Here is a 14,378-nt window from a genome sequence, read left to right as displayed (position 1 = left end):
AACCCGTTGTTCGCCCCCCGTCCGCCCGCTGCCCCGAGAGGAGGCCCGCACGTGGCCCGTACCCCCGCCGACCTGGTCAGGGCGGAGCCCGACCCGCCCTTCGAGATCACCTTCGACGGCCGTACGGTCACCGCCCTGCCCGGCCAGTCCCTCGCCGCCGCCCTGTGGGCGGCCGGCATCCTCGCCTGGCGCACCACCCGGCACGGCGGCCGCCCGCGCGGCGCCTTCTGCGGCATCGGGCAGTGCTACGACTGCCTCGCCACCGTCAACGGCGAGCCCAACCGCCGCGCGTGCCTGGTGCCCGCCCGCCCCGGGGACGCCGTCACCACCCAGGAAGGACACGGCCGTGCCGGGCTCGCCGTCTGAACCGTACGACCTCGTCGTGCTGGGCGCCGGTCCCGCCGGCCTCGCCGGAGCCGCCACCGCTGCCGGACTCGGCCTGTCCGTCGCCGTCCTGGACGCCGGAGCACAGACCGGCGGGCAGTACTTCCGCCGGCCCGCCCCGGCCCTGGGCGCCACACGCCCGCAGGCCCTGCACCACGACTGGCCCGCCTTCACCGAGCTGCGCCGCAGTTTCGAGGCGAGCACGGCCGCGCACTTCGCCGGACACCACGTGTGGGCCGTCACGCGGCACGACGACGCCGTCCGGGACGCGCTCCGGGACGCCATCTGGAGCGTGCACGCGCTCGCCGGCGCGGACGACGAGCACGAACGCCCCGTACGCCTGCACGCTCGCGCCGTGCTCTTCGCCACCGGTGCGGGCGAGCGTCAACTGCCCTTCCCCGGCTGGACGCTGCCCGGCGTCGTCGGGGCCGGAGGCGCCCAGGCCATGCTGAAGTCCGGGCTCGTGCTGCCCGGGCAGCGGATCGTCGTCGCGGGCAGCGGGCCGCTGCTGCTCGCCGTCGCCTCCTCGCTCGCCGCCGCCGGCGCCCGCGTCCCCGCGGTGGCCGAGGCGTCCGGATACCTCGGCTACGCCCGCCGGCCGGGAGCCCTGGCGGCCAACCCCCACAAGCTCCTCGAAGCAGCCGTCCACGGCACGGCGCTCCTGCGCCACCGCATACCGGTCCGCACCCGCAGCGCGGTCACCGAGGTACACGGCACCGACCGCGTCGAGGCCGTCACCGTCTCCCGGCTCGACCGCGACTGGCGCCCCCTCCCCGGCACGGGCCGCCGCATCGCCTGCGACGCCCTGGCCGTCGGCCACGGGCTCGCACCGCAGACGGAACTGGCCACCGCACTCGGCTGCGCCACCCGCCGCACGCCCGACGGCACGCACGCCCTCGCCCTGGGCGGCCTCCAGGAGACCTCGGTGCCCGGCCTGTGGGCCGCCGGAGAGGCCGGCGGCACCGGGGGCTGGCAACTCGCCCGCGTCGAGGGCGAGCTCGCGGGCATCGCGGTGGCCGCCCGGCTGCGCGCGCTCCCCGCCCTCACCCGCAGCCGGCGCGTCCGCGACCTGGCCCGGCGCCGCGACCGCATGCGCGCCTTCGCCGACGCCATGGCCGCGGCCCACGCGCCCGGCCCCGGCTGGACCGCCTGGCTCGACGACGACACCGACGTCTGCCGCTGCGAGGAGGTGACCGCCGGCAGCATCCGCGAGGCGGTCACCGCACTCGGCGCCGGTGACGCCCGGACCGTCAAGCTCCTCACCCGGGCCGGCATGGGCTGGTGCCAGGGCCGCATGTGCGGCGCGGCGGTGGCCTGCCTGGCGGCGTCCGGTACGGCGCAGGGGACCGTACCGCCGTCCGCCGAGCGCAGGCCGCTCGCCGCGCCCGTACCCCTGGGGTTCCTGGCCACCGGTCCCACCGGTCCCACCGGACCGGAGGAACACGGCAGCACGTAGACCGCACCCCCGTCCGTTTCGCATCCGCCCCACGCCACAGCACGTCATAGAAGGGTTTCCGGCATGACCGCCTCCTCCTGGACCCCCGACCGCCCCTGGCGCGGCATCATGGTCGCCACCGCCCTCCCGCTGCGCGCGGACCTCTCCGTCGACTACGACGCCTACGCCGAACACGTCCGCAGGCTCGTCGAGAGCGGCTGCGACGGAGTCGTCCCCAACGGCTCCCTCGGCGAATACCAGACCCTCACCCCGCAGGAGCGCGCCCGCGTCGTGCGCACCGCCGTCGAGGCGGCCGGGGACGGGGCGAGGGTGATGCCCGGCGTCGCCGCGTACGGCAGCGCCGAGGCGCGCCACTGGGCCGAGCAGGCCGCCGAGGCGGGCTGCGGCTCCGTCCTGCTGCTGCCGCCGAACGCCTACCGCGCCGACGAGCGGGCCGTCCGCGCCCACTACGCGGAGGTCGCCGGGGCCGGCATACCGGTCGTCGCCTACAACAACCCGATCGACACGAAGGTCGACCTGACCCCGGCCCTGCTGGCCCGGCTGCACGCCGACGGCAGCGTCGTGGCCGTCAAGGAGTTCACCGGCGACGTCCGGCGGGCCTACGAGATCGCCGAGCTCGCTCCCGAACTCGACCTGCTCATCGGCGCGGACGACGTCCTCCTCGAACTCGCCGCCGCCGGGGCCGTCGGCTGGATCGCCGGATACCCCAACGCCTTCCCCGCCACCTGCGCCGCGCTCTACCGCGCCGCCGTCGCCGGGGACCTGCAGACGGCGCTGCCCCTCTACCGTTCGCTGCACCCGCTCCTGCGCTGGGACTCCAAGACCGAGTTCGTGCAGGCCATCAAGCTCTCCATGGACATCACCGGACAGCACGGCGGCCCCACCCGCCCGCCGCGCCTCGCGCTCACCGGCGAGACCGAGGCCGCGGTGCGCGCCGCCACGGAGAAGGCCGTCGCCGACGGACACCACTGATCCCCGACCGTCCCGTACCCCCCTGTACTGCCCCGTACGGCCGCGTACAGCCCCGAACGGTCCCGAACGGAAAGGACGTCCGTGCGTACCCGTCATGTCTTCCATGCCGTCGACTCGCACACCGAGGGCATGCCCACCCGCGTCATCACCGGTGGCGTCGGCGTGATCCCCGGCGCCACCATGGCCGAGCGCCGCCTGCACTTCATCGAGCACATGGACCACCTGCGCACGCTGCTGATGTACGAACCGCGCGGCCACGCCTCCATGAGCGGTGCGATACTCCAGCCCCCCACCCGGCCCGACGCCGACTACGGGGTCCTCTACATCGAGGTCTCCGGGGTCCTGCCGATGTGCGGGCACGGCACCATCGGGGTCGCGACCGTGCTCGTCGAGACCGGCATGGTGCCCGTCAGCGAACCGGTGACCACCGTGCGCCTCGACACCCCGTCCGGTCTGATCACCGTCGACGTCCAGGTCGAGGACGGGGCCGCCAAGGCCGTCACGCTCACCAACGTCGCTTCCTTCTGCGCCGGCCTCGACCGCAAGGCCGACGTCCCCGGCTACGGGACCGTCACCTACGACCTCGCCTTCGGCGGCAACTTCTACGCCTTCGTCGAACTCGACGCCCTGGGGCTGCCCTTCGACCGGGCCCGCAAGGACGACCTGCTCGCCGCCGGGCTCGCCGTCATGGAGGCGGTCAACGCCTCGCCGGACCGGCCCGTCCACCCCGAGCGCCCCGAGATCAGCGGCCTCAAGCACGTCTACCTCGCCGCCCCCGGCTCGGACGCCCGTCACTCCCGGCACGCCATGGCCATCCACCCCGGCTGGTTCGACCGTTCGCCCTGCGGTACGGGCACCTCGGCCCGGATGGCACAGCTGCACGCCCGCGGTGCGCTCCCGCTCGACCGCGACTTCGTCAACGAGTCCTTCATCGGCACGCGGTTCACCGGCCGCCTGGTGGGGGAGACGCAGGTCGGCGGCGTACCGGCGGTCGTGCCCGCCATCACCGGACGCGCCTGGATCACCGGCACCGCCCAGTACTTCCTCGACCCGGACGACCCCTTCCCCGGAGGTTTCCTGCTGTGACCGCCGCCCCGGCTTCCTTCGCCTCGCACAATCCGGCCGACCCGTCCGACGTCGTCTCCGACGTGCCCGCGTCCGGCGCCTCAGCCGCCGCCGGGGCCGTCGAGCAGGCCCGCGCCGCCCAGCCCGGCTGGCTGGAGGCCGGCGCCGCCGCCCGCTCCTGCGCGCTCTCCGCCGTCGCCGCGGCGATCGAGGCCGCGGCCGGCGAACTCGCCGCCCTCGCCGTGCGCGAGGTGGGCAAACCCCTCGCCGAGGCGCGGGCCGAAGTGGCCCGCACGGCCGCGATCTGGCGCTTCTACGCCCAGGCGCCCTACGAACCCACCGGCGCCGTCCACGAGCCGGCCGGCGGTCCCGGCCTGCTGCTGACCCGGCGCCGCCCGCACGGCGTCGCCGGCCTCATCACGCCGTGGAACTTCCCCTTCGCCATCCCCTCGTGGAAGGCCGCGCCCGCGCTCGCGGCCGGCAACACGGTCGTCCTCAAGCCCGCGCCCGAGGCCACCGCGTGCGCCCTGCGCCTCGCCGGGCTCGTCCAGCAGGCGCTGCCCGCCGAGGTGTTCACGGTCGTGCCCGGCGGAGCGACCGAGGGCAACGCCGTCCTCGCGACCGCCGACGCCGTCTCCTTCACCGGCTCCACCGCCGTCGGCGGCGTCGTCACCCGCGCCGCCACCGCCCGGGGCATCCCCGTCCAGGCCGAGACGGGCGGGCTCAACGCGGCGATCGTCCTGCCCGACGCCGACATCGGGCGGGCCGCCGCCCACATCGCCGCGGCCCTCGCGGGATACGCCGGGCAGAAGTGCACCGCCACCAGCCGGGTGATCGCCGTCGGCGCGGCGCTCGACCCCTTGCGCGAGGCCCTCGCCGAAGCACTGCGCGCCCTGCCGGTGGGCGATCCGGCCGACGCGGCGACCGTGTGCGGTCCCCTCATCTCGGGCCCGGCCCGGGACCGCTTCGACCGGGCCCTGTCCGGCGCCTCCGTCCTCGCCGCCGGCACGGCCCCGGAAGGTCCCGGCTGGTACGCGGCGCCCACCGTGGTGGAAAAGGTGCCGGCCGCTCACCGGCTGCTCACCGAGGAGGTCTTCGCCCCGGTCGCCGCCCTGCTGCCCGCGGACGATGTGGCGCACGCCGTACGGATCAGCAACTCCGTTCCGTACGGGCTCGTCACCTCGGTCCACACCGCCGGGCTCGAAGCGGCGCTGAACGGTCTCGACCGGCTCGATACGGGCATGATCCGTATCAACGCCCCCTCCACGGGCGTCGACTTCCACCTGCCGTTCGGCGGCACCAAGGCCTCCGGGCACGGTCCGCGCGAGCAGGGGCGCGCGGCGCTGGACTTCTACACCTCCAGCCGGACCTACACCCTCGCTCCCTGAGAAAGATGTGACATTGTACGCTCGTTGGTCCGTCCAGGTACGGACCAGCCGGGGAGCGCGGCTGCGCACGTACCGCGGACGCGGCTGCCGGACCTCGGCCGCCGCACCGGCGACGAAGGGACACGGGAACCATGGGCCACCTCAAGCAGCGCACTCTCATCACCGCCACCGAGCGGCTGCGCGACCAGGTCGCCCACGCCTTGCGGGCCGCGCTCATCTCCGGCGAACTCCACCCCGGCGAGGTCTACTCCGCGCCGCAGCTCGCGGAGGACTTCGGCATCTCCGCGACGCCGGTGCGCGAGGCCATGCTCGACCTCGCCCGCGAGGGCCTGGTCGAGCCGGTCCGCAACAAGGGGTTCCGGGTGACCGAGGTCAACGAGCGCGACCTCGACCAGTACACCGAGATCCGCACGCTCATCGAGGTCCCCACGACCGGCCGCGTCACGCGCACCGCCTCCCGCGAGGACCTCGAAGCCCTCCGCCCGGTCGCCGAGGAGATCGTGCGCGCCGCCCGCGACCACGACCTCATCGGCTATCTGGAGGCCGACCGGCAGTTCCACCTCACCCTGCTGGCCCTCTCCGGCAACGAGCGCCTCGTCGAGACCGTCGGCGACCTGCGCAAGCGCTCGCGCCTGTACGGGCTGACCGCGCTCGACCGGCGCGGCGAGCTCATCCCCTCCGCCGAAGAGCACCTCGAAATCCTGGACCTCATGCTCGCCGGCGACGCCGAGGGCGCCGAGCGGTGCATGGCCCGGCACCTCGGCCACGTGCGCTCCCTGTGGGCGAAGGGCGGCGACAAGGACGCGTGACCGCGCGCGGGGGAGGCCGGCGCCCTCAGGGGTGCGCCGCCGCCTGTCGCCGGGGCGTTGTCAGTGGCTGGTGCGACGATCGTTCCGACGGCGCGCGTGAGGGTGTGGCGCGGGTCCGTGTGTGTCGTGAGTCCTGGAGCCAGGAAGAGGAGCGAGTCCCGTGCGCATCGTGGTCAGTGAGTTCATGAGTCTGGACGGCGTCGTGCAGGCGCCCGGCGGTCCCGAGGAGGACACCGACGGCGGGTTCGCCCACGGGGGCTGGTCGCACCCGTTCTTCGACCCGGAGACGATGGGCGGCGCCTTCGACGAAGCGCTGGGCCGGGCCGAGGCGCTGCTGTTCGGCCGCCGCACCTGGCAGACGATGGCCGCGGCGTGGCCGGAGCGGGCAGGAGACCCCTTCGCCGACCGGATGAACGCCCTCCCCAAATACGTCGTCTCCCGGACGCTGAACGACGACGATCTCACGTGGGACAGCACCACGCGCATCCCCGGCGGCGAGGCCGTCGCCGGCATCCGGGAGCTGCGGGGGAAGGAAGGCGGCGACCTGCTGGTCATGGGGAGCCCGACGCTCGTGCGCACGCTCCTGCACGAGGGTCTCGTCGACGAGCTCCGGCTCATGATCATGCCGGTGCTCCTCGGCGGCGGTAAGTCGATCTTCCCCGAGGACGGTGCGCAGCACACGCTGGAACTGGTCTCCACGGTCACCAGCAGCACGGGTGTGCACGTGACCACCTACCGGCCGGCTGCTGCCGCCGGGCCGTAGTGCGGGGCACCGGGGCCGTGGGGAGGGGCCGGCCCCGGTGTGTTCGCCGGGGTCAGACGACGGGGCTGAGGACGTTCGGCAGTTCGATGAGGGTGCCGCCGCCGGGGCCCGTGAGATCGATCATGCCGTTCGCGTCCAGGCCCAGCGTATTGAGGACGGTGCCGTGGATTTCCGCGTGCGCCGGTGCCGCCAGGGCCGCCGATCCGGCGGTGAGCAGGACGGTGGCGGCGACCGTCGTCAGCAGGCGCTGGAGGATGTTCTTCATGGGCTCTCCCTTGGCGATCAGGTGCGCGGGCGAGCGAGTTCTTTCCGCCGGGTAGTGCGACAAACGGCAGCCGCGCGGTGTGCGGCAGTGCGCGCCGGGCGCGCGCGGAGAGCGCTGCGCACCCTTGCAGGGGGAGCGGCGTCAGACCATGGCACCGGGTGACGGTCATGGGGCGGTGACAGCCCCCGGCGCCCGGTGGGTTTCGCCGACCGAGCGGCCGTCCACGTCCACCTACGGTGCGCGCGGAACGGGCCGGCGCGCGCCCCGTGCACCAGCCCGGCCGGACGCCGCGCATCCGGTGCGGCAGCGCGAGCCGAGTGCGGTGACCTGGCGGCGGGCGGCGAGAGCCTGCTCGCCGGTGGCCGGTGGCCGGTGGCCGGTGGCCGGTGGCCGGGTGCCGCCCCGGTCCGGGATGGGGGCTCGGCTCATGCCGGCCCCCTGCCCGGCGTGCGCCAAGCGGCATGCGTTGCCGCCGGTTTGTGGCCTCAGTCGGACGCGTCGAGCAGGTCGAGCAGGTCGAGCAGCTCGCGCTCGCGTCCCGCGCTGAGGCCGGCTCGCCGTTCGCGGTCCAGCCCCTGCTCGCGTTCCCACGCCAGGGTGTCCGCCAGCAGCTCCGCACGGGGGCGGTGCCGCAGCCCGGCGGCGCGCGCCGCGGCGCCGCTGCGGGCCGACCACCCTTCCCAGCCCGGCTCGACGACCCACATCGGCAGCGACTCCGGCCCCATGTACTCGGCCACGCCGTTGGCGAGCAGCCACGCCGAGCCGGCACGGACCAGCGGTCCCGTGTGCCCGCCCGCGCTGCGCGACATCCCGATCCACTCGTCGAAGGGCAGGACCGGGCCGACGGCGTTATACGTACCGGTGGTTCCCGCCTCCGCTGCGTCGAGCAGCCAGGCGGCCAGGTCCCGCACGTCGACGACCTGCGTCGGTATGGCGGGCACGTCGGGGACCAGCATCGGCCCGTGCGGATCCCGCGCGGCGCGGGCCGCCCAGTAGCCGGACCGCCCGCTGTGATCGCCCGGGCCGCCGATGAGGCCGGCGCGCGCGATGAGGAGGCGGTCACCGACGGCGGCCGACGAGACCTGCTCGCAGGCCGACTTCGCCTCGCCGTACAGCTCGCGGCCGACCTCGTCCCGGTCGGTCGGGGCCAGCAGCGCGGCGGACTCGTCCGCGCCCGGCACGCCGTGGGAGGCGTAGGCACTGACCGAGGACACGTAGACCCAGTGCTTCGCCCTGCCGCCCAGGGCCCCGAGCGCCTCGCGGACGAAGCGGGGCTGCCACGACACCTCGATGACCGCGTCCCACCTGCGGTCGAGCAGCCGGTCGTACGCCGAAGGATCACGCCGGTCCGCGGCCACCAGCACCGCCCCGTCCGCCACTTGCCCGCTCTCGCCGCGGGCCAGACACGTCACGCGGTGCCCGCGCCCGAGCGCCTGCCGCGACACTTCCCGGCCCACCCATGCGGTGCCGCCCAATACCAGGATCTCCATCCGCCCACTCAAGCACCGCACGAGCGGGGCCCCAAGGGGGATCTGCCAGGAGCAGATTGATCGCGCTGTTACTTCGTCCACGTCGCGTACCGGAACGGTAACCGGCTGAGACGTTCGCGGAAGGGGTTCCGTACTGCGCGGTGACGGCTCCGGGAGGGAACCGGGGCCCACGACTGGGGGGATCACCTATGTTCCGCAAGAGCACCGCAGCGATCGTCACGTCGGCCGCCGCAGGAGCCCTGCTGCTCACCGCCTGCGGAGGCGGCGACGACAAGGCCGCCTCGGCGCCGGCAGCACCGGCTTCCTCGGGCGCCGACGCCCGGACCGGCGGGCAGGAGCCGGCCTTCCTCAGCGGCACGGCGAAGACGAACAACGCCCGGCCCATGACGGGTGACTGGGCGAACGAACCCGGAAAACCCGCCGTGAAGCCCGAAGCGCAGCGCTGGGTGCAGCTGTCCGCGGCCAAGGCGGGCAGCCTTGACCCGGTGGTGGTCAACGGCGCCGGCTTCACCCTCTACCGCTTCGACAAGGACACCGCCGCCCCGTCGAAGTCCGCCTGCAACGGCGACTGCGCGGTCACCTGGCCGCCGGTCGTCGTCGCCCCGGGCGGCAGGATCTTCCTCGACGGCGTCGACAAGTCGAAGGTCGGCACCGTCAAGCGGGACGACGGCACCCTTCAGGTCACCGTGGGGGGCCGGCCCGTCTACCGCTTCGGCAAGGACGCCAAGCCCGGCGACACCAAGGGACAGGGGGTCGGCGGCACGTGGTTCGGCGTCACGCCGGACGGCCAGAAGGCCGGCAGCGGTACGGGCAGCGGCAGTGGAAGCAGCGGCACCGGGAGCGGCGGCCCGCAGCAGAAGCCCGCCACCAGCGTCGTCCTCTTCGACAACCGCAACTTCCGCGACCCCTCCCAGGGCCTGGCCGGCAAGGGCTGCCGGAACGTGGCCCGGGACGACGTCGCCTCCTCGCTCCAGGTGCGGGGCAGCCTGAAGATCTGGACCGGGCGCAACTGCACCGGCAAGTCCAAGGTCGTCGACGGCGACGTCGCCGACCTCGCCGCCATCGGCTTCGACGACGACGTCTCCTCGGTCTTCTTCGGCTGACGACGTGATCACCGTCGAGTGCCGCGAAGCAGGCCGGCCGCATCGGGTAAGGTCGCTCTCTTCGGAGGCGCCGGCCTCCGGAGCCGAGAAGGCTGCGGCCACCATGCATAGCGATCCGCCCTCCGCACGACGCCGCCTGGACGCGGCGCTCGACGGGCTTGCCGAAACGTTCCGCGGTATGACGGCTCACCCGCAGGAGAGCAACTGCGCATGCCACTGGGGCAGCCCCGAGGAGCTCGCGCGGCTGAAGACGCCGGACGTCGAGCTCGACGCCGACCTGCTGCAGCGCACCTGGACGGCCGTGGACTGGCGCGACCACCCGCGCGTGCTGCGGCGCATCCTGCCGCAGTTCGCCGCGGACCTCGTCCACGGCCGCGCCGAGCCGGTCTTCGGCATGGAGGCGGTCGGGCGCTGTTTCGCCCTCGGAAAGTGGCGGCAGTGGCCGGCCCGGCAGAGCGGGGCGGTCGAGGAGTTCCTGCACGCCTGGTGGGCGTGGACGCTCACCGACCCGGCTCCCCTCATGCCCGCCCACGAGGTCCTGACCGCGGTCTCCGAGGCGTCCGCCACGGTCACCCCGTGGCTGCGCGCCTGGCAGACGCTGCCCGTACCCCGTGCCGCGGCCGACCGGCACCTGGCGGAGCTGGCGGACGCCTGGGAGTACGACCTGCTGCGGGACGAACTTCCCTGGGACGCCCGGGAGAACGGGGACGCGATGCGGGACGAGCTGACGGCCTGGCTGGTGGGTCACGCCCCGGCCGGGCTCCGGGCCGCCGGGGCGGGGCCGGACCTGGGCGAGTGGATCCGGCTGCTCGGTCTGCCCGAGCCGGCGCGCTGGGCGGATCCGTACTGGTCACGCCGTGCGCAGGGCGTCACCCCCACACCTTGATCGCCAGTAACGTACGGCCATGCGCATCCGTGAATTCACCGAATCCGACTGGCCCCAGGTGTGGGGGATCATCCGGGACGTCGTCCAGGAGCGGGAGACCTTCGTCTACGACCCGGACATGACCGAGACGGACGCCCGCATGTGGGTCGAGCAGCCGCCGGGGCTGACCGTCGTCGCCGTCGAGGGCGAACGCGTCCTCGGCACCGCCAAGATGGGCCCGAACCGCCCCGGCCCCGGCTCCCACGTGTCCACCGCGAGCTTCATGGTGGCGGCCGGCGCGCGCGGCAAGGGCGTGGGCAGGGCCCTGTGCGAGTTCGCGGTGGACTGGGCCGAGAAAAGCGGCTACGCGGGAATGCAGTTCAACGCCGTGGTCGAGTCCAACCACGCCGCCGTGGACCTGTACAAGAGCCTCGACTTCGTCGTGCTCGGAACGGTGCCGGGCGCCTTCATACACCCCGGACTCGGGCCGGTGGGCCTGCACCTCATGTACCGCCGGTTCTGAAAGCCGCGCCGGACGACACACCGAGGTCGTGCCGCATGGCATTCCTCATCACCCGCAGCAGCTCCCAGACCTCGTACTGCGCCCGGGCCGCGGACTCCGGAGTCTCGCCCGGCCCGGGCTCGCGGCGTTCGAGACGCTTGACCTGCCCGTACACCTCGTTGAGGGCCTGGTTGACCGCGCGCGCCCGCGTGAGCACCGCGTCGGGGGCGATCATCTGCGCTTCGGAGTACCGGTCGCGGTGGGCGTTCTTCGCCTCGTCGAGCGTCGCCCTGTCGGCGTCGTCCACGTCGCCTTCCCGCATGACGTGCAGGTGGCGGTTGAGCGCCGTGGTGAACTGCCGGGCGTCCCGGTTGAGCTCCGTGTAGCACGCACGCCGGAGCGAGAGGTTCTCGCGTATCTGCTCGTGGCTGCGCACGAGCTCTATCTCCCGGCGCTTCGCGCGTTCGGAACCGCGCTGGGTGAGGAGCGCCCCACCCAGGGTTCCTGCGACACCCGCCACGGCGATGACCACCGAACTGAGATCCATCGGCATGCTCCATGCAGTCCTGCCCGGCCCTGTGCCCGGTGCACACGGCCCGGACCGTCGAGTCTGCCGGTCTTTCCGGTGAAGGGCCCGACGGCCCGTCAGTGCTCTCCGTGGTGCCGGTGGCCCGGGTGGCGCAGGCGGACCCAGATGTCCCTGGCGCGGCGGCCGGCCTCGGTCCGGCTGTCGGCGACCAGGGCCCGCGCCTCTTCCGGCGTCTCCACCATCGGCCCCGAGCCGCGCAGCGGCCTGCCCGCCGTCTCGTGGAGGAAGAACGCCGAGACGAGCCCGATCGCCCCCGCCGCCATCAGGTAGTACGCGGGCACCATGGCGTCGTCGGTCGTTTCGAGGAGGGCGGAGACGACCAGGGGAGTGGTGCCGCCGAAGAGCGACACGGAGATGTTGTACGAGACGGACAGCGCCCCGTAGCGCAGCCGGGTGGGGAAGAGGGCGGGCAGGGTCGCGGCGGCGGTGCCCGCGAAGCACACCAGCAGCAGCCCGAGGATCAGGCAGCCGAACGCGGGGAGGAGCGCCCCGCCGGCGCGGACCAGGAGCATCGAGGGGAACGCGAGGACGATCAGGGCGGCGCTGCCCGCCATGAACATCGGCCTGCGCCCCCACAGGTCGGAGGACCGGCCCACGACGGTGATGGTGAGGGCCACCAGGATCATGGTGCCGAGGATGAGCAGCTGCGCGGTGGTGGCGTCCTTGTCCAGGGTCTCGGTCATGTACGTCGGGAGGTAGGAGGTCACCATGTAGCTGGTGACGTTGTAGACGACGACCAGCCCCATGCAGATCAGCACCGCCTCCCAGTGCTTGGTGAAGATCTCCTTGAGCCGCCCGTGGCCGGACTGGCGCGCTTGTTCGACCTCTTCCTCTCCCGAGTCGGTGGCGCCCGGCGTCCGCGCCCGGGCGGCCTCGGTCTCCGCGCGGAAGGCGGGCGTCTCTTCGAGCCGCATCCGCATGTAGAGGCCGATCAGCCCGAGGGGCCCGGCGACGAGGAAGGGCAGGCGCCATCCCCAGTCGGTCATGCCGCCGGTGCCGAGGAGCGCGGTGAGCACGGTCACGAGACCCGAGCCGAGCGCGTAACCGACGAACGTGCCGAAGTCCAGCCAGCTGCCCAGGAACCCGCGGCGGGTGTCGGGCGCGTACTCGGCGATGTACGTGGTCGCCCCGGCGTACTCGCCGCCCGTGGAGAAGCCCTGCACGAGGCGGCAGACGAGGAGCAGGACGGGTGCGACGAAGCCGGCCGTCGCGTAGACCGGGAGGAAGCCGACCGCGAACGTGCTCACCGCCATCATGATCATCGTCGCGGCGAGGACGCGCTGCCGTCCGATGCGGTCACCGAGCGGGCCGAAGACCAGGCCGCCGAGGGGCCGGACCAGGAACGCGGCCGCGAAGGTGGCGAAGGCGGAGACGACCTGCGCGCCGGGCGAACTGGAGGGGAAGAAGACCTTGCCCAGGGTGACCGCCATGTAGGCGTACACCCCGAAGTCGAACCACTCCATCATGTTGCCGAGCGCCGCGGCCAGTACCGCCCGGCGCACCTGGGGGCGGTCGGTGACCGTGACGTCCCCGATGTCCAGGGCCTTCTTGCGGCGCCGGAGCAGGGTGCGGAGCATCCGGTCGGTGGCGGCCGCGCCACCGCGCGCAGGGACGCGCTGCCCGGGCTTCGGGGTCTTCTTGCGGTCGGGGCTCACACTCACCTGCCGATGGTCGGGGAAGGAAGGAGGTATCCGGGCGCCGGGACCCGTGAAGCTCCTGGGGTGTTCGTATACGCATGAGCTGAATCTTGTGGTTTATGCATTGAACCTTGCCGGGCCCCCGGCGGCCCCGTGACCCGCCCGGGCGGTGCCTTGTCCCCCTGCCCCGCAGGCCGCCGGGGCGTTACCCTTTCGGCCCCGAGGAACCCGAGGAAGGAGACGGCAGTGGCACTGCCCCGGAAGGGGTCGCGGCGCATCGTCGTCGACGGCGTCGCCTACCGGTGGAGGGTCCGGAGGAAGGTGACCTACGGCCAAGGGATGTGCTGGTCGCCGCTGGCCTACGCGGTGGAGCACGCCGAGTCTCCCGGCACCACGCTCGTGGTCCGGACGGGCCGCCCCCACCCCGGCAACTGGATGGGCGGTCACACCTCTCCCGTTCTCCCCTCCGACGTCTCCGGCGCGGTCCGGGCCGCCCGCGCACGCGGCTGGGCACCCGAGACTCCGGGCCCGCCCTTCCTCCTGGCAGCCGTGTGAAGGGGACGTTCGAGGTGGACACCGGGGACGGGTGCCCACCGCCGGGGGACACTGCCGGGCGGGCGGCCGCGGTGCGCGAGGCGATGGAAGGGCTGCGGCAGATCCGGCGGCTGATGAACGGCCACCTCCCGGACCCGGCGGCCGTCCCCGCCGACTGGGAGCGGCGCCGGCCCGTGCGTTCCGTCGCCCTCATCCTCGAAGCGGCCGGCATTCCGCCCTCCGCCGTCGGCGCCGACGGCCGGCGCACCGCGACCGGCTACCGCGTGCGTCCGGGGGAGCAGCCGGGGAGCGCACGCGTCGAATGGCTCGGCCCACCGGGGAGCGGGGCCGCCGCCGGACAGCACGAGGCCCTGCAGCGCTGCGCCCGGGTCCTGGCGGGCCTGGGGTGGCCGGCGCTGGAATACCGCGGGGCACGCCGGCAGCGCTGGCTCGAAGCCGAGCCCGCGACGTAGAGGGCCGTACGCCGGACGTGCGGCAGCCTTAGGACGCCCACCGGGCAACCGGATGCGCCGCCCCCGCCGCCTTCGTCCCCGTC

16 protein-coding genes are annotated in these 14,378 nt (G+C 73.9%); 12 read left to right on the top strand and 4 right to left on the bottom strand.

The features are described from left to right. Positions 1-51 precede the first annotated feature (51 nt). From ACSNOG_RS27995 to ACSNOG_RS27965, 7 genes are all read left to right on the top strand, one after another. Complete coding sequence (locus ACSNOG_RS27995; RefSeq protein ID WP_436755487.1) at positions 52-366, top strand: (2Fe-2S)-binding protein; 315 nt, start codon at positions 52-54, stop codon at positions 364-366. Further along, positions 347-1,840, top strand: coding sequence for an FAD-dependent oxidoreductase (locus tag ACSNOG_RS27990; protein WP_436755486.1), 1,494 nt, complete (start codon positions 347-349; stop codon positions 1,838-1,840). The genes ACSNOG_RS27995 and ACSNOG_RS27990 overlap by 20 nt, the downstream gene beginning before the upstream one ends. A gap of 63 nt (positions 1,841-1,903) precedes the next feature. Then, a complete protein-coding gene (locus ACSNOG_RS27985; RefSeq protein ID WP_436755485.1) occupies positions 1,904-2,812 on the top strand; it encodes a dihydrodipicolinate synthase family protein in 909 nt (302 codons plus the stop codon). Between the two features lie 81 nt (positions 2,813-2,893). After that, positions 2,894-3,898, top strand: coding sequence for a proline racemase family protein (locus tag ACSNOG_RS27980; protein WP_436755484.1), 1,005 nt, complete (start codon positions 2,894-2,896; stop codon positions 3,896-3,898). Beyond that, on the top strand, positions 3,895-5,265 hold the full coding sequence (locus ACSNOG_RS27975) for an aldehyde dehydrogenase family protein (RefSeq protein WP_436755483.1): 1,371 nt from the start codon (positions 3,895-3,897) through the stop codon (positions 5,263-5,265). Before ACSNOG_RS27980 ends, ACSNOG_RS27975 begins: the two co-directional genes overlap by 4 nt. Before the next feature lie 131 nt (positions 5,266-5,396). Next, entirely contained in the window at positions 5,397-6,074 is a 678-nt protein-coding gene (locus tag ACSNOG_RS27970; RefSeq protein WP_436755482.1) for a GntR family transcriptional regulator, read from the top strand. Between the two features lie 160 nt (positions 6,075-6,234). Beyond that, positions 6,235-6,837 (top strand): dihydrofolate reductase family protein, encoded by a 603-nt coding sequence (locus ACSNOG_RS27965; RefSeq protein WP_436755481.1) that lies wholly within the window; start codon positions 6,235-6,237, stop codon positions 6,835-6,837. Between the two features lie 52 nt (positions 6,838-6,889). Here the strand turns inward: ACSNOG_RS27965 and ACSNOG_RS27960 are convergent, their stop codons facing one another. Both ACSNOG_RS27960 and ACSNOG_RS27955 read right to left on the bottom strand, forming a co-directional pair. Next, positions 6,890-7,102: a hypothetical protein gene (locus ACSNOG_RS27960; protein WP_436755480.1), complete on the bottom strand. Its 213-nt coding sequence runs from the start codon at positions 7,100-7,102 to the stop codon at positions 6,890-6,892. Positions 7,103-7,587: 485 nt separating this feature from the next. Continuing rightward, positions 7,588-8,592 (bottom strand): NAD-dependent epimerase/dehydratase family protein, encoded by a 1,005-nt coding sequence (locus tag ACSNOG_RS27955; RefSeq protein ID WP_436755479.1) that lies wholly within the window; start codon positions 8,590-8,592, stop codon positions 7,588-7,590. A 188-nt stretch (positions 8,593-8,780) separates the two neighbouring features. Here ACSNOG_RS27955 and ACSNOG_RS27950 point away from each other — a divergent pair, with 188 nt between their 5' ends. From ACSNOG_RS27950 to ACSNOG_RS27940, 3 genes are all read left to right on the top strand, one after another. Beyond that, entirely contained in the window at positions 8,781-9,695 is a 915-nt protein-coding gene (locus tag ACSNOG_RS27950; protein ID WP_436755478.1) for a hypothetical protein, read from the top strand. Positions 9,696-9,873: 178 nt separating this feature from the next. Further along, complete coding sequence (locus ACSNOG_RS27945) at positions 9,874-10,581, top strand: hypothetical protein (RefSeq protein ID WP_436755477.1); 708 nt, start codon at positions 9,874-9,876, stop codon at positions 10,579-10,581. A 19-nt stretch (positions 10,582-10,600) separates the two neighbouring features. Continuing rightward, the gene (locus tag ACSNOG_RS27940; RefSeq protein WP_436755476.1) at positions 10,601-11,083 is read left to right on the top strand and encodes an N-acetyltransferase family protein; all 483 of its coding nucleotides are present in this window, start codon (positions 10,601-10,603) and stop codon (positions 11,081-11,083) included. Here ACSNOG_RS27940 and ACSNOG_RS27935 read toward each other — a convergent pair. Beyond that, the gene (locus ACSNOG_RS27935) at positions 11,064-11,609 is read right to left on the bottom strand and encodes a hypothetical protein (RefSeq protein ID WP_436755475.1); all 546 of its coding nucleotides are present in this window, start codon (positions 11,607-11,609) and stop codon (positions 11,064-11,066) included. The genes ACSNOG_RS27940 and ACSNOG_RS27935 overlap by 20 nt on opposite strands. Positions 11,610-11,707: 98 nt before the next feature. Next, positions 11,708-13,228: a glycine betaine/L-proline transporter ProP gene (gene proP / locus ACSNOG_RS27930; RefSeq protein WP_436755488.1), complete on the bottom strand. Its 1,521-nt coding sequence runs from the start codon at positions 13,226-13,228 to the stop codon at positions 11,708-11,710. Positions 13,229-13,534: 306 nt separating this feature from the next. On the opposite strand from proP, the gene ACSNOG_RS27925 reads away from it, so the two are divergent. Together ACSNOG_RS27925 and ACSNOG_RS27920 are read left to right on the top strand one after the other, a co-directional pair. Next, positions 13,535-13,843, top strand: a complete 309-nt coding sequence (locus ACSNOG_RS27925; protein WP_436755474.1) for a hypothetical protein — start codon at positions 13,535-13,537, stop codon at positions 13,841-13,843. A gap of 14 nt (positions 13,844-13,857) precedes the next feature. Continuing rightward, positions 13,858-14,295 carry a hypothetical protein gene (locus ACSNOG_RS27920; protein ID WP_436755473.1) on the top strand — a complete coding sequence of 146 codons (438 nt, stop codon included), beginning with the start codon at positions 13,858-13,860 and terminating at the stop codon, positions 14,293-14,295. Positions 14,296-14,378 lie beyond the last annotated feature (83 nt).

This window comes from Streptomyces sp. URMC 124 (assembly GCF_051386455.1).
Classification (GTDB): Bacteria; Actinomycetota; Actinomycetes; order Streptomycetales; family Streptomycetaceae; genus Streptomyces.
Note: the sequence above shows the minus strand (reverse complement) of the source record. Positions and strands in the feature narration are given on the sequence as shown.

Excerpts from the sequence above, each read along its gene's own strand:
- ACSNOG_RS27985 (WP_436755485.1), top strand. The coding sequence starts at position 1,904 with ATGACCGCCTCCTCCTGGACCCCCGACCGCCCCTGGCGCGGCATCATG.
- ACSNOG_RS27970 (WP_436755482.1), top strand. The coding sequence starts at position 5,397 with ATGGGCCACCTCAAGCAGCGCACTCTCATCACCGCCACCGAGCGGCTG.
- ACSNOG_RS27960 (WP_436755480.1), bottom strand. The coding sequence starts at position 7,102 with ATGAAGAACATCCTCCAGCGCCTGCTGACGACGGTCGCCGCCACCGTC.
- ACSNOG_RS27955 (WP_436755479.1), bottom strand. The coding sequence starts at position 8,592 with ATGGAGATCCTGGTATTGGGCGGCACCGCATGGGTGGGCCGGGAAGTG.
- ACSNOG_RS27950 (WP_436755478.1), top strand. The coding sequence starts at position 8,781 with ATGTTCCGCAAGAGCACCGCAGCGATCGTCACGTCGGCCGCCGCAGGA.
- ACSNOG_RS27945 (WP_436755477.1), top strand. The coding sequence starts at position 9,874 with ATGACGGCTCACCCGCAGGAGAGCAACTGCGCATGCCACTGGGGCAGC.
- ACSNOG_RS27940 (WP_436755476.1), top strand. The coding sequence starts at position 10,601 with ATGCGCATCCGTGAATTCACCGAATCCGACTGGCCCCAGGTGTGGGGG.
- ACSNOG_RS27935 (WP_436755475.1), bottom strand. The coding sequence starts at position 11,609 with ATGGATCTCAGTTCGGTGGTCATCGCCGTGGCGGGTGTCGCAGGAACC.
- proP (WP_436755488.1), bottom strand. The coding sequence starts at position 13,228 with ATGCTCCGCACCCTGCTCCGGCGCCGCAAGAAGGCCCTGGACATCGGG.